This window comes from uncultured Tateyamaria sp. (assembly GCF_947503385.1).
Taxonomy (GTDB): domain Bacteria; phylum Pseudomonadota; class Alphaproteobacteria; order Rhodobacterales; family Rhodobacteraceae; genus Tateyamaria.
Window position 1 is genome coordinate 59,677 of the sequence record NZ_CANNDO010000011.1, and the last position, 13,498, is coordinate 73,174.

Here is a 13,498-nt window from a genome sequence, read left to right on the forward strand (position 1 = left end):
TGGTCGCCGCGCCCTGACCTGCAACCAACACTTACCCGTCATTCGGCCTGAGGCACGCCTTGAACGCGTGGAACGATGCCTTGGGCGTCCGCTCAAGCGTCTCGAAATCCACGTGCACGATCCCAAACCGCTTTTCATAACCAAATGCCCACTCGAAATTGTCGAGCAGTGACCAATAAAAGAACCCTTGCAGGTTGACGCCTGCTTCCATGGCCGCGCGCGCAGCGGCCAGATGACCAGATATGTAACTGATGCGTTCGGTGTCATACACACCGTCGGCAACGATGTGATCGTCCCACGCCATGCCATTTTCGGTCACAATCATCGGCAGGTCGCCGACATAGTCGCGCGCCATACGTGTGAGCAGGCCGCGCAACCCGTCAGCGTGGATTTCCCAGCCCATTTGCGTCTTGGGCAACGGTCCGTCATGTGACTGGATTGCAGGCCATGCCGCATCCGGCTGCGCCGACACAAGCTCGCGGGTGTAGTAGTTCACACCCAGCCAGTCGATGGGCGTTGCGATCACGGGCATGTCGTCTTGCCAGTACTCCGGCATGTGCGGCGCCAGCCCATCCAGCGCCTCTTGCGGATACGTGCCTTGGGCGATGGACTGGATGAACCATGCATTGGCCAGCGCGTCGGCTCTGGCCGCGGCGGCCTCCTGACCCGCTGCAACCGGCTGGATGTCGGCAAAATTCAGCACGATGCCCAACCTGTCATGGCCTGCGTCGCGCAACCGGGTGACGGCCATCCCGTGGGCCAGTTGAATGTGGTGCATTGCGCGGGCTGTGGCGCGGATATCGCGCAGACCCGGCGCGTGGTGGCCTTCGAAATGCGACAGCCAACTGACGCACCACGGTTCGTTAATCGTGGCGGTGCGGGACACACGCTCGCCGATCCGGTCCATCACCGTTTCCGCAAAGTCGGCAAACCGCAGAACGGTGTCGCGATTGACCCAGCCGCCCTTGTCGGCAAGCGCTGCTGGCAGGTCCCAGTGGTAGAGGGTCAGATAGGGGGCAAGACCACGCGCAAGGATCCCATCCACCAGCCGGTCATAGAAATCGAGCCCGTCGGGGTTAATGGTCACGCCATCCGGCATCACACGCGCCCAACTGGTGGAAAAGCGGTAGGCGTCAAACCCACCCTCTTTCAAAAGGTCGAGGTCGCCCGCCCAGCGGTGATAGTGGTCGCAGGCTCGTGCCCCGTCTTCGGCCCGTACGACATTGCCAGGGGTCGCGGCAAAGGTGTCCCAATGCGATGGCCCCGCCCCGCCGAATTGCGCCCCCTCGATCTGGTATGCCGCCGTTGCAGCCCCAAAGGTGAAATCCGTCGGAAAATCCGCGCGGTTGAACATCGCCGTGTCGGTCTTGGGTCGCGTGAAATTGGTCATAGCGGTCGTCTTCCAAATGAGTGTGTGGCGGCGTCATGGGCGTAAGGTTGTCCATAGCCGCAAGGCGGCGGTCAGCAAAGGGACGGCCACAGCTTTTGCTGAGGCGCAAGGGCGATTTTGACAAAGCGGCCATCAGCGAGGGGGACATCGGCTGCGCCGCGACAGGGTCTGAGCATGACAGTGGGTCACGCGGTGCGCCTATGGCAAGCCCTTGCACGAAGGTTGCCCCATTGCCGGATGTGACACCACGCCTGCATGGCGCCCCATCCGGCGAAACCCCCAGTTCTGGCGCATCAAATCACGCAGGCGGCGCGCCATGCGGCGGAGTAATCCTTGAGGCGTTTGGACATGTCCTGGTCAACGGGCAGGGCAGTGTGCAAGGCCGATGTAGCACCCGACGCCCCCACGGCGAGCAAGGCCGCGCCCGCACTGGTCCCCGTCGTGCCTGTTGACAGGTGCACATCCGACCCCGTCGCCACCGACAACATGCGCAGATAGGTTGAGTTCTTTGCAAAGGGCCCTTCGACGATGACAGGGCCGCGATGCCCGATATTGGACAGACACTCCGCCGTGACCAAGGCAAGGTAGAGCGCGACCGCCGCACCGCGCAGGGCCGATCTCTGGGGCGGTTCAGTTCCGATCCATCTGGCCGCACACCCTTTGAACGGTCCGGTGTCAGGCACAATGGCGGGCATTAGCATGATGCCTTGCGCCAGTATGACGTCAACGTCCCCGTCCGTCGGATCGGGGTAGTCGCCGCCCATGGCGACATCATGTTCCCGGCCCCCCATAAAGCGGGCTGACGGCGCCGGATCACCAAGCGCGGTCACGTTGATCAGTGTATCGCGCGCCGGGTCCAGCGCCACTGGCGCGCCGTCAATGGACATCGCGACAACCCATGTGCCTGTCGATACAACGCTGAACGGCCCCTGTTCCCGCAGAACATAAGGCAGAAGCGATGCGTTTGAATCGTGGATACCGCAAAACACGGGCGTCTCCGGCGGCAATCCTGTCTGGTCCGCCACTTGTGGCAACAGCGGCCCCAACACGTCAGAGGGCCGCACCACCGGCGCCATCTTGTCAGTGATCCCAAGTGCCGCAACCAAAGACGAAAACACACCGGCCCGCGGGTCCCAGAGATCCGTGTGACACCCCAGCGATGTGACATCCATGGCCGCAACCCCGGTCAGCCGAAAGCCCCAATATTGCGGATAGGTGACGATCCGGTGGGTGCGTGACCTGAGCGTGGGATCAGTTCCAAATTGCCAGAACAATTGTGCGCCGATGTTGAGCCCCCCCGCCAGCTTGGGCGAACCGGTTTCCGCAAAAGGGGGACGGACAGCCTCATAGGCAAGCGCTACGTCATCTGGTCCCGCGTGCTCGTAATCGAGAATGGGCGCGGCCAACGTCCCGTCGCGATCCAGTAGCGCCGCGCAAGCCCCGTGTGTTGTGACCGAAATGGCGTGGACCCCATGTGCCGCGTGAAATGCCAACAGATTCTCCAGCACAAACGCCCAGTGCCCTTCGACATCGAAATGTGGCCACGGTGGGCCGGGCTTGACCGTGTTTGGACGTGTGACCACAGCGATTTCGGACAGGTCAGATGCGTTGACAAGCGCCAGCTTGGCGTTGGTCTTGCCGATGTCGATGACAGCGATATGGCGCAGCGTCATGGCAGGTGAAAAACGGTTTCAAGCGGCGTCGCCACGGGTTCATTGCTTGGGTGCGTTTCCATGATGTCGGCCATATGTGCCCACCATTTTTGCATCAGGGGATGCGCGGGCAGATCATCCATGCCATGCCCCGCCAGCCGCCACAGAACCGCAAACAGGATGTTGGTGTCTGCGTCCAGATGAATGGAGTAATCGGACACGCCCGCGTCTTTCAGCAGCGCAGACAGCTCTGGCCAAATCTCGTTATGCCGCTTGATATATGCGGCACGACACCCCGGATTTAGTTGCATTTTGAAGGCGAACTTCTCCATCACCCGGTCCTCCACATCGTCCAGAGGCGCGGCAGGGCAATGACGCCGATCAGCAGCGCGCCCACCACGATGGACATCACGATACCCGGCACATTCAACAGCCCCAGCCCAAATGTCACCAGCCCCATGACAAAGGCCGCGATGACCACGCCAACAATGGTTCCGGACCCGCCAAGGATGCTGACACCCCCCAGCACAACCATCGTCACGACCTCAAGCTCCCAGCCGGTGGCGATGGACGGGCGCGTGGACCCCAGACGGGCGGTCAGGCAAATCGCGGCGACACCGGACATGAGACCCGTCAGCAGAAACAGGATGAACTTGATCCGCTGCACGCGGATGCCCGAGAACATGGCCCCCGTCGGATTGTTGCCAATTGCATAGACCGCGCGGCCGAAATTGGTCTTGTGCAGCAGGATGCCGTAGATCACCGCGATGACGCCAAAGAGGACAAATTCAAACGAGATCACCCACCAGACATAGCCCTGCCCGAACCACGAAAAGCTGGCCGGGTAGCCGCGGAACGCCTGATCACCCAAAACGATGAAGCTGATGCCGCGAAACAGGCTCATCGTGCCGATGGTCACGACGATGGACGGCAGGCCGAACCGCGTGACCAGCACACCGTTGAACGCACCGCACAAAAGGCCAACACCAAGACCCACCAGAACAAGTCCCGGCGTTCCCACGCCCATCTGCACCGCCGCCCCCATGGCGGTGGATGCGAGCGCGATAATGGATGCCACGCTCAGGTCGATTTCACCCGAAATGATCAGCAGCGCCATGGCAAAGGCGATCATCGCCTTTTCGGTAAAGTTAAAGGTCGCGTCGCTCAGGTTCCAAGCATTGAGGAAATATGGCGAGGCAAAGCTGTTGGCCACGAATATCGCCACCGCGACTGCCAGCAGCAGCGTTTCCCAGCTTTTCAGCCGTTGTTCCAGCGGTGAGCGCAGGCGGTCGGGAATGGCGCGGTCGGTGGTGCTCATGTCGCGTGCTCCGCCCGTTTGAGGATGATCCGGCCCTTCTTGCGGTTGGCTTGCGCGTTCAGGGCCACGGCGATGATGATCGCGGCGCCTGAAATGGCGAGCTGCCAGAACGGCGAGATGTCGACCACCGGCAGCGCATTCTTGATGATGCCCAGAAACAGCGCCCCCAAAAGCGCGCCCACAACGGTGCCGATCCCGCCCATGATCGACACACCGCCAATCACGCAGGCCGCTACCACGTCGAGCTCAAAGCCACCGGCGATATCAACATAGGCAACTGCGAACCGCGACACCCAGAGATAACCGGTCAAACCGGCCAGCGCGCCGGAAATCGTAAAAGCCCAGAACTGGGTCCGGCCCACGTTGATGCCTGCGTAGGTCGCCGCATGTGGATTGCCGCCCGCCGCATAAAACGCGCGACCCAAAGTCGTGCGCGCCATCACCACTGAAAACAGGATCACAGCGATGATCGCAATCCAACTCAGCACCGGCAGGCCCAGAACCTCGGCGCGGGGAAAGGCTTTGAACCCCTCGCTCATCTCGTGGCTGTTGACCCATTTCCCATCGGACAGCAGAAAGATGAAACCGCGAAAGATCGTCATCGTGCCCAAGGTGACGACAATCGGCGGAATCGCCAGTTTCCAAACGAGAATGCCATTGAACATGCCCAGCAGCGTGCCCAGCCCCGTTGCGATGACCAGAATGACAACTATCGGCAGGTCGGGCGCCACCACATTGACCATCGACACAACCATGCCGGTGAGCGCCAGATTGGCGGCCACGCTCAGGTCGATGCACTTGGTCAGGATCACAATCATCTGACCAATAGCCAGCAGGATCAGCGGAGAGGTATCGTTAAACACATTGGCAAGGTTCGACGGCGCGACAAAGCCCGGAAACCGGGACGAAATCAGCACCAACAGCACGGCAATCGCCCCGACCAGCAGCGCCTCGCGCGATGATATCAACCGTTTCAGCATGGCGTCCCTCCCCCTCAGATTCCAGCCGCGTGGCGTACCAGCGTCTCTGGCGTCATCTCGGGCCCGGCCAATTCGGCCACAATCCGGCCTTCGCGCATCACAATCACCCGGTCGGACATGCCCAGCACCTCCGGGATTTCGGAACTGACCATGACGACAGCAAGACCCTGCGCCGCCAGTTCCGCCATGAACGCGTGCACCGCCGCCTTGGACCCGATGTCGACGCCCTTGGTCGGCTCATCGAGGATGATCACCTTGGGTTGCGTCGCAAGCCACTTGGCGATCACCACCTTTTGCTGGTTCCCGCCCGACAGGTTTCCAACATGTGTGTCAAGCGATGCCGCCCGCAGATCCAGCCGTTCGGTATATTCACGCGCCAGCTTGAACTCTTCTGCAAGTCGCATAAAACCCCTGCCAGAAATACGGCCCAGCGACGGCAATGTGACGTTCTGGAAGATCGGCAGATCAAGAATGGCACCTTGTCTGCCGCGGTCTTCAGGCACATAGACGATGCCGTTTTCGACCGCGTCGGCGGGGGATGCGATATGCACCGCTACGCCGTCGATCTCCACTGACCCGGCTGACGGGCGTGTGATCCCGAACAGAGACTGCATGAATTCGGACCGGCCCGCCCCGACAAGACCGTAAAAGCCAAGGATTTCTCCGGTGCGCAGGGTGAACCCGATATCCTCGAACTCGGTGGGGTGGGCATAGCCCGTGACCGTCAGCACTGGCGCACCGGGGCGCGACGTGCGCTTGGGGAAAATCTGGCTGACATCGCGGCCCACCATCATCTTTACCAGATCGGCCTCGGTCACGTCGCCAATGGACCCGTCACCGATCAACTGACCATCGCGAAAGACCGTGTAATTGTCCGCAATCCGAAAAATCTCGTCGAACTTGTGGCTGATGAACAGGATCGCCTTGCCTTGCGCTTTCAGGCTCTCGACCAGCTCATACAGCTCTTCGATTTCCTTATGCGACAGCGCCGCTGTGGGTTCGTCCATGATGACAACCCGCGCGTCGATGGACAGGGCGCGCGCAATCGCCACCAGATGTTTGTTGGCGATGCCAAGGTCTTTGAGCTTGTGATCGGGGTCAATCTGCGCGCCAATCCCGTCCAGAATGCCACGCGCTTGCGCGACCATCGCCTTGCGGTCGATCAGGCCAAAGGCCCCGCGCGGCGCGTGTCCAAGAAAGATGTTCTCGGCCACTGACAATTCGTCAAACAGGACCGTCTCCTGATGAATGGCGGTGACGCCACTGCGTGCTGCGGCCTGTGGCGCGGGGAACGCGGCCCGTTGCCCGTCCATAAGGATCGCGCCACCGTCCGGCTGGTAGATGCCGGTCAGGATCTTGACCACCGTAGATTTGCCCGCGCCGTTTTCGCCTACCAGCGCCGTGACCTTGCCGGGATACAGCGCCAGGGACACATCAGACAGCGCCTTGACGCCCGGAAAGGTCTTGGTGATGCCGTCGAGCGCCAGAACCGCCGGTCCGTCCGTCAGCCCGGACGGCGGCACAGGTCTGTCAGTTTGCTTCAGCATCAAGGGTCTCGATGTATGGGTAGGGCGTGATCCGACGCGGGCACGGGTACCCGCGTCGGAGACCAGTTCAAAATCTCAGAAGATCGATTTGAACTGTTCGATGTTGGACGCATCGTACACAAACGGATCCGCCATCGCGGCTGCGTTTGTGTCGTCCAGTGTGATTGACCCCACACGACCGATGGAGATTTCGGCCCCCGGCTCTGCCATGGCCGCCCCGGAGGCGAGTGCATGGGCAATCATTGCGGCCGAATACCCCAGATCAATCGGGTTCCAGATGGCAAAGGACTGCGACGCCCCGCTTTCGATAGCGCCCGCCATTTCAGACGGCAGGCCAAGGCCAGTCACATTGACCTCTCCGATCTTGCCCGCATCGGCCACAGCCTGCGCAGCCGCCACGATCCCCACGGAGGTGGGTGCAATGATTGCATCGAGATCGGGGAAAGACTGCATCAGGCCCTGCGCCTCGCGATAGGATTTATCCGCCAGATCATCGCCATAGACCGTCGAGACCACGTTGATGCCGGGATAGTTGCCCATCACTTTGGTCATCTCTTCGATCCAGATGTTCTGGTTTGTCGATGTGGTCGTGGCCGACAGAACCGCCACGTCACCGCCATCGGGCAGATGATCGGCGGCCAGCTTGATGATCATGTTCCCGATCAGCGCGTTCGAGGACGGGTTCAGGTGCATCTGACGCCCCTCTTCGGCCACACCGGAATCCCAGCTGATGACTGTAATGCCGCGCTGCATCGCCTTTTTGAGCGTGGGCACAAGCGCGTCCGTGTCATTGGCCGATACGGCAATCGCATCAACACCTTGGGCAATCAGCGCATTGATCACCTCGATCTGCCCTTCCGCGGTGGTGTCCGTGGGACCGGTATAGATAATCTCCACGCCGCCCAGTTCCTTGGCGGCCTCTTCGGCACCTTCGGCGGCAGCCTCGAAAAAGCCGATGCCAAGCGCCTTGACCACCAATGCGATACGCATGTTGTCCTGCGCCAGCGCGGATGTTCCGAACAGGCTTGCGGCAACGCTTAGCCCCGCGGTGAGTTTGGTAAATGTGCGACGTTTCATTGGTTTCCTCCCTAAATACGTTCGCTTTTATGGACCCTTACGAGGCCACTGTTTTCTGAGCGCTCCCCGATTGGGTGACGATCAGTTTCACTTCTGCAGCGTCAAGCATGGCCGCCGCCTTGTCTGAAATCTGGTCATCGGTGATGACGGTTGTAATCCGCGCCAGCGGACACAGCACAAGACTGGAGCGTTGTTCGAACTTGGTGCTATCGACCAGCACCACCAGCTCGTCCGCCTGCCCGATCAGCTTTTGCTCGGCTTGGATCAGCAGCGGGTCCGCCTCCATCAAACCAAGCGGCCCAAGACCCTGCGCGCCCATGAACATGCGCCGCGCACAAAAGTTGCGGGTCACATCGTTGTCGAACGGCGACAGGATGATGTTTTGTTCGCGGTAGATCGTCCCGCCCGACAGCATCACCGTATTCTTTGAATGTTTGAGCAGATGTTCGGCGATCGGGAACGAGTTGGTGAACACCTGCATCCGACGGCTGGCCAGCGGGTGCACCATCTGGAATGTCGTGGTGCCGCCATTGATAATGATAGCGTCGCCGTCATCGCACAGGTCCACGGCAGCGGCGGCGATGGCCTGTTTTTCCTCAATCCGCATCGTTTCGTTTACGGAAAAAGGACGTCCCGCCAGACCTACGAATTGCGGCGGGCTCAACGCCTCGGCACCACCTCTTACACGGCGCAGCTTGCCCTCTTGATGCAGCGTGGCGATGTCGCGCCGGATCGTCGCTTCGGACGCGCCGGTCAGGTTGCACAGGTCCGCAACCGTCACAACGGGCCGTTCCTCGACCGCTGACAGAATGATCGTGTGCCGCTCTTTCTCGTGCATTCGGGCCTCCCTTGGTCACTTACGCTGTGCAGATTCGGCGCACCTGTCAATCAAAAACGATCACAACCAATCATACTGCGGTGCAGCATGATTGTTATTGAGTGATTATGATTGACAACGCGCGTGGCCCCGCTCAGCCTGACAGCAACGAATTGTGCTGGGCGCCGCGCGCCGACCGGGAGGAAACATGTTGAAATCATTGGAAACTCAACTCCTTGAGAGCCGCTGGGACGCGGAGGCTGTCGCGGGGATGAGCGAATCGGAGCTGTTGCTATACCGCTCGAACATCCTTGGATCGGACAAGCGCGTGACCAATTATGGCGGCGGCAATACGTCGGCCAAGATTATGGAAACCGACCCGCTGACAGGCGCGCCGGTGGAGGTGTTGTGGGTCAAGGGATCAGGCGGCGACATCGGGTCGATCAAGATGGACGGGTTCGCAACGCTCTACATGGACAAGCTGCAATCACTGAAATCGCTCTATCGCGGGGCGGAGCATGAGGACGAAATGGTTGGCTACCTGCCGCATTGTACCTTCCGGCTGAACCCGCGCGCGGCCTCAATCGACACACCGCTGCACGCCTATGTCCCTCGCAAACACGTGGATCATGTCCACGCAGATGCCATCATCGCAATTGCCGCCTCGGAAAACTCCCAAGAATTGACGCAACAGATCTTTGGCGATCGGATCGGCTGGCTGCCGTGGAAAAGACCGGGCTATGAACTGGGGTTGTGGCTTGAGAAATTCTGTCTTGAAAACCCGGACGCCGACGGCGTCGTGTTGGAAAGCCACGGGCTCTTTACATGGGCCGACACGGCCAAGGACTGCTACGACCAGACCATCGACGTCATTAACGTCGCGACGCGCTGGCTGGCGGAGCGCAGCGACGGTGTGGCCGCCTTTGGCGGTGCGATCCACACCAGCCTGCCTGCCACCGAACGCCGCGCCGTGGCCGCACGCCTGATGCCCGCAATCCGCGGGTTCGTGTCGGGCAATCAGCATATGGTGGGCCATTTCAACGACAGCGACACGGTGCTGGAATTTGTGAACGCCAAGGATATGGGGGCCTTGGCCGCATTGGGCACATCCTGCCCCGACCATTTCCTGCGTACGAAAATACGCCCGCTGGTGGTGCCCTTTGACCCCGCAGACGGCAATCTGGACGATGTACTTGCCAGTCTGCCCCAGCAAGTCGAGGCCTACCGCGCCGACTATGCCGCCTACTACAACCGCTGCAAACGCGACAACAGCCCGGCCTTGCGCGACCCTAACGCCGTGGTGTACCTCGTGCCGGGCGTCGGAATGATCACCTTCGCCAAGGACAAGGCCACTGCCCGCATATCCGGTGAGTTCTACGTCAACGCGATCAACGTGATGCGCGGCGCGTCTGCGGTCAGCACCTATCAGGGCCTGCCGGAACAAGAGGCGTTCGACATCGAATACTGGCTTCTGGAGGAGGCCAAGCTGCAACGGATGCCCAAACCCAAGGCGCTTGCGGGTCGTGTGGCGCTGGTCACAGGCGGCGCGGGCGGCATCGGTGCTGCAACGGCAGAGCGCTATCTGGCGGATGGTGCCTGCGTCGTGCTGGCCGACATCAACACGGACGGTTTGGCCGCGGCCCGGGCCGACCTAACAGACCGATATGGCGCCGATGTGGTACGCGCCGTCACCATGAACGTCACCAGCGAAGAAGAGGTGGCGGCGGCCTTTGCCGACGCGGCGGTGGCATTCGGCGGTGTGGACATACTGGTGTCCAATGCGGGCATCGCATCCTCCGCACCGATCGAGGAGACAACCCTCACGCTCTGGAACCAAAACATGGATATCTTGTCGACCGGCTACTTTCTGGTCAGCCGCGAGGCGTTCCGCCTCATGCGCGTGCAGGACATGGGTGGATCGGTCGTGTTTGTGGCGTCCAAGAACGGGTTGGCCGCCTCGCCAAATGCAGCCGCCTATTGCACGGCCAAGGCGTCCGAAATTCACCTTGCCCGCTGCCTTGCCCTCGAAGGGGCCGCGGCAGGCATTCGCGTCAACGTGGTGAACCCGGACGCGGTCCTGCGCGGGTCGAAAATCTGGGAAGGCGACTGGCTCGAACAACGCGCGGACACCTACGGCACCGACAAAGAAGGGCTGGAGGAAATGTACCGCAACCGATCCATGCTCAAGCGTTCCGTCCTGCCCGAAGATATTGCAGAAGCCTGCTATTTCTTTGCCGCCGACACGTCGTCGAAATCGACCGGAAACATCATCAACGTGGACGCTGGCAACGTGCAAGCGTTCACGCGATAGGGGGCAAGAATGAGCTACGAGACAGCCAAAGCCGCCTTTGCCGATTGGGGCGTGGACACCGAAGCGGCGCTTGACCGGCTGATGACCATACCGATCTCGATGCATTGTTGGCAGGGCGACGACGTGGTCGGGTTCGAGCGGCAAACAGGCACTTCGGGCGGCGGCATTCAGGCCACCGGCAATCACCCGGGCCGCGCGCGCACCCCGGACGAATTGCGCGCCGACCTAAACTTTGCCTACGCGATGATCCCGGGCAAGCACCGGCTGAACCTGCACGCAATGTATTTGGACACCGACGCGTCGCCGGACCGCGACGAGATCACGTACACGCATTTTGAACCTTGGGTCGATTGGGCGCGCGAACAGGGCATTGGGCTGGACTTCAACCCCACATTCTTTGCCCACGCCAAGGCGGACGATAACCTGACGCTCAGCCACCCGGACGCGGGCATCCGCGACTTCTGGATCGAACATGGCACCCGCTGCCGCGAGATTGCTGCCCGCATGGGGGCCGCTTTGGGGTCGCCCTGCATCAACAACATCTGGGTGCCCGACGGGTACAAGGACATTCCGGTGGATCGCATGGCAGCACGGACGCGTCTGGAACAGTCGCTGGACGCGATGCTGGCAACACCGCAGGACACCAGCCACATGCGCGACGCGGTCGAAAGCAAGCTGTTCGGCATCGGTGTCGAGGCCTGCACCGTCGGCAGTCACGAGTTTTACATGGGTTACGCTATCCGCAAAGACACCTTGCTGTGCCTCGACATGGGACACTTTCACCCGACGGAAAACATCGCTGACAAGCTCAGCGCCGTGGCTCTGTCGCTTGGTGAAATCCTGCTGCACGTTTCGCGTCCGATGCGCTGGGACAGCGACCACGTGATCCTGCTGAACGACGACATCCTGCAAATGGCCCATGAATTGGTCAGTGGGAACCTGCTGGGCAAGACCCATATCGGGCTCGACTTCTTCGACGCCACAATCAGCCGGACCGCCGCGTGGGTCATTGGCACACGCAACATGCAAAAGGCGCTGTTGCGCGCGCTGCTGATGCCGCTGGGCACGCTGAAAGCCGCCGAAGACCGGCTGGATTTCACCACGCGCTTGACCGTGACTGAAGAGTTCAAAGATATGCCATTCGGCGCCGTCTGGAGCGAATTCATCGCCCGTGCCGAGGTGCCCGGCGGAAAAGCTCTGATTGGCGAACTGGACCGCTATCAGGCGTCAGTGTCAGACCGCGGGTGAGGTCAGCCCGGCGCGGCCGGTCTGCGCCATGGCAATAGACAGCTCGGATGTCAGCACGTCCCACAATCGGTGCAGACCGTCTTCGCCGCCTGCGGCAATGGCAAATTGCAAGACGCGGCCAAAGAACGCAAATTGCGCGCCTTGATCAAACGCCTTTAACACGTCTTCACCTGTGCGCAGACCGCTGTCGTAGAACAGCGGCAAGTCCGGGCCAACCGCGGCGCGGATATCATGCAGGGCGTGGATCGGTGCAGGCGCGCTTTCCAACTGGCGGGCACCGTGATTGGACACCTGTATGGCGTCGACGCCTGCGTCCCTCAGGCGCACGGCATCCCCGGCATGGGTCACACCTTTGACCACCAACCGCCCTTTCCACAGGTCGCGCAGCGCCCTGAGCGTGTCCCAATCGGCCTTGGCCCGGCTTTCGGTCCGGTCAAAGTCAAACCCATCCATCTCGAAATTGGCCATCTGTGGACGCCCCGCCGCGAGCGACGTCAGTGACCAGCGCGGATGCAGTGCAAAATCCAGAAACTGCCGCGGCCCGATGCGGAACGGCATGGTGAACCCGTGCCGCAATTCGCGCGGCCTGCGCCCGACCTCGGGCACATCGACCGTGGCAATCAGCGTCTCGTAACCTGCGTCCTGCGCACGTTTGGCCAAGGCAAAAGACCCCGCATTGTCACCGCTGAAATAGAGCTGAAACCACGCGTGGCCCTGCGCCACATCGATCATCTGTTCCAGCGGCGTGGAGGCGACGGTGGAGACACCCACCGGAACTGCGTCACGCGCCGCGAGACGCGCCAGCATAAGATCGGCGCCCGGCCCCGACAGGTTACACATCCCCATGGGCGCGATGCCAAACGGGCGTCGCGCCATCTCGCCAAACAGAGGAACCTCCAGACTGCGCTGGCTCACATCCGTCAGAATACGCGGGACAAGGCAGATATCATCAAGGGCCGCACGATTGCGTGCAGCCCCTGTTTCGCCAGCCCCCGCCGCGCCGTCGATATAGTCAAAGACCATCCACGGCAGCCGGGCCTTGGCCAGTCGCCGCGCATCCTCACTCGAATGAATGCGCGCCGCCCCTCCCCTCACCCCGCGACGGCCTTCATGAACCGGTCGCGGATCACCACCGGGTCCATGGTGATCACCGGCAGC

The 13,498-nt window shown here is 61.3% G+C and carries 11 protein-coding genes; 2 read left to right on the forward strand and 9 right to left on the reverse strand.

The window, feature by feature from the left end:
• Positions 1-31 precede the first annotated feature (31 nt).
• The 8 genes from Q1A85_RS21555 to Q1A85_RS21590 form a co-directional block, all read right to left on the reverse strand.
• On the reverse strand, positions 32-1,390 hold the full coding sequence (locus Q1A85_RS21555; protein ID WP_299694714.1) for a GH1 family beta-glucosidase: 1,359 nt from the start codon (positions 1,388-1,390) through the stop codon (positions 32-34).
• A 293-nt stretch (positions 1,391-1,683) separates the two neighbouring features.
• On the reverse strand, positions 1,684-3,063 hold the full coding sequence (locus Q1A85_RS21560) for an FGGY-family carbohydrate kinase (RefSeq protein WP_299694717.1): 1,380 nt from the start codon (positions 3,061-3,063) through the stop codon (positions 1,684-1,686).
• Complete coding sequence (gene rhaM, locus Q1A85_RS21565) at positions 3,060-3,374, reverse strand: L-rhamnose mutarotase (protein ID WP_299694720.1); 315 nt, start codon at positions 3,372-3,374, stop codon at positions 3,060-3,062. Before rhaM ends, Q1A85_RS21560 begins: the two co-directional genes overlap by 4 nt.
• Positions 3,374-4,360: an ABC transporter permease gene (locus Q1A85_RS21570; RefSeq protein ID WP_299694723.1), complete on the reverse strand. Its 987-nt coding sequence runs from the start codon at positions 4,358-4,360 to the stop codon at positions 3,374-3,376. Before Q1A85_RS21570 ends, rhaM begins: the two co-directional genes overlap by 1 nt.
• Positions 4,357-5,340, reverse strand: a complete 984-nt coding sequence (locus tag Q1A85_RS21575; RefSeq protein ID WP_299694726.1) for an ABC transporter permease — start codon at positions 5,338-5,340, stop codon at positions 4,357-4,359. Before Q1A85_RS21575 ends, Q1A85_RS21570 begins: the two co-directional genes overlap by 4 nt.
• A gap of 14 nt (positions 5,341-5,354) precedes the next feature.
• Positions 5,355-6,887 carry a sugar ABC transporter ATP-binding protein gene (locus Q1A85_RS21580; RefSeq protein ID WP_299694729.1) on the reverse strand — a complete coding sequence of 511 codons (1,533 nt, stop codon included), beginning with the start codon at positions 6,885-6,887 and terminating at the stop codon, positions 5,355-5,357.
• Positions 6,888-6,962: 75 nt separating this feature from the next.
• Positions 6,963-7,964, reverse strand: coding sequence for a rhamnose ABC transporter substrate-binding protein (gene rhaS, locus Q1A85_RS21585; RefSeq protein ID WP_299694732.1), 1,002 nt, complete (start codon positions 7,962-7,964; stop codon positions 6,963-6,965).
• 37 nt (positions 7,965-8,001) lie between these two features.
• Positions 8,002-8,802 (reverse strand): DeoR/GlpR family DNA-binding transcription regulator, encoded by an 801-nt coding sequence (locus tag Q1A85_RS21590; RefSeq protein WP_299694735.1) that lies wholly within the window; start codon positions 8,800-8,802, stop codon positions 8,002-8,004.
• A gap of 187 nt (positions 8,803-8,989) precedes the next feature.
• Between Q1A85_RS21590 and Q1A85_RS21595 the strand changes: the two genes are divergently transcribed.
• Together Q1A85_RS21595 and Q1A85_RS21600 are read left to right on the forward strand one after the other, a co-directional pair.
• A complete protein-coding gene (locus tag Q1A85_RS21595; RefSeq protein WP_299694738.1) occupies positions 8,990-11,092 on the forward strand; it encodes a bifunctional rhamnulose-1-phosphate aldolase/short-chain dehydrogenase in 2,103 nt (700 codons plus the stop codon).
• A 9-nt stretch (positions 11,093-11,101) separates the two neighbouring features.
• Entirely contained in the window at positions 11,102-12,340 is a 1,239-nt protein-coding gene (locus Q1A85_RS21600) for an L-rhamnose isomerase (protein WP_299694741.1), read from the forward strand.
• Here the strand turns inward: Q1A85_RS21600 and Q1A85_RS21605 are convergent.
• Positions 12,326-13,435 (reverse strand): alpha-hydroxy acid oxidase, encoded by a 1,110-nt coding sequence (locus tag Q1A85_RS21605; protein WP_299694751.1) that lies wholly within the window; start codon positions 13,433-13,435, stop codon positions 12,326-12,328. The two genes, Q1A85_RS21600 and Q1A85_RS21605, sit on opposite strands and share 15 nt — an antisense overlap.
• Positions 13,436-13,498 lie beyond the last annotated feature (63 nt).

Coding starts and splice junctions, on each gene's coding strand:
- Q1A85_RS21600 (WP_299694741.1), top strand. CDS start 11,102: ATGAGCTACGAGACAGCCAAAGCCGCCTTTGCCGATTGGGGCGTGGAC.
- rhaS (WP_299694732.1), bottom strand. CDS start 7,964: ATGAAACGTCGCACATTTACCAAACTCACCGCGGGGCTAAGCGTTGCC.
- rhaM (WP_299694720.1), bottom strand. CDS start 3,374: ATGGAGAAGTTCGCCTTCAAAATGCAACTAAATCCGGGGTGTCGTGCC.
- Q1A85_RS21570 (WP_299694723.1), bottom strand. CDS start 4,360: ATGAGCACCACCGACCGCGCCATTCCCGACCGCCTGCGCTCACCGCTG.
- Q1A85_RS21575 (WP_299694726.1), bottom strand. CDS start 5,340: ATGCTGAAACGGTTGATATCATCGCGCGAGGCGCTGCTGGTCGGGGCG.
- Q1A85_RS21555 (WP_299694714.1), bottom strand. CDS start 1,390: ATGACCAATTTCACGCGACCCAAGACCGACACGGCGATGTTCAACCGC.
- Q1A85_RS21560 (WP_299694717.1), bottom strand. CDS start 3,063: ATGACGCTGCGCCATATCGCTGTCATCGACATCGGCAAGACCAACGCC.
- Q1A85_RS21595 (WP_299694738.1), top strand. CDS start 8,990: ATGTTGAAATCATTGGAAACTCAACTCCTTGAGAGCCGCTGGGACGCG.
- Q1A85_RS21580 (WP_299694729.1), bottom strand. CDS start 6,887: ATGCTGAAGCAAACTGACAGACCTGTGCCGCCGTCCGGGCTGACGGAC.
- Q1A85_RS21590 (WP_299694735.1), bottom strand. CDS start 8,802: ATGCACGAGAAAGAGCGGCACACGATCATTCTGTCAGCGGTCGAGGAA.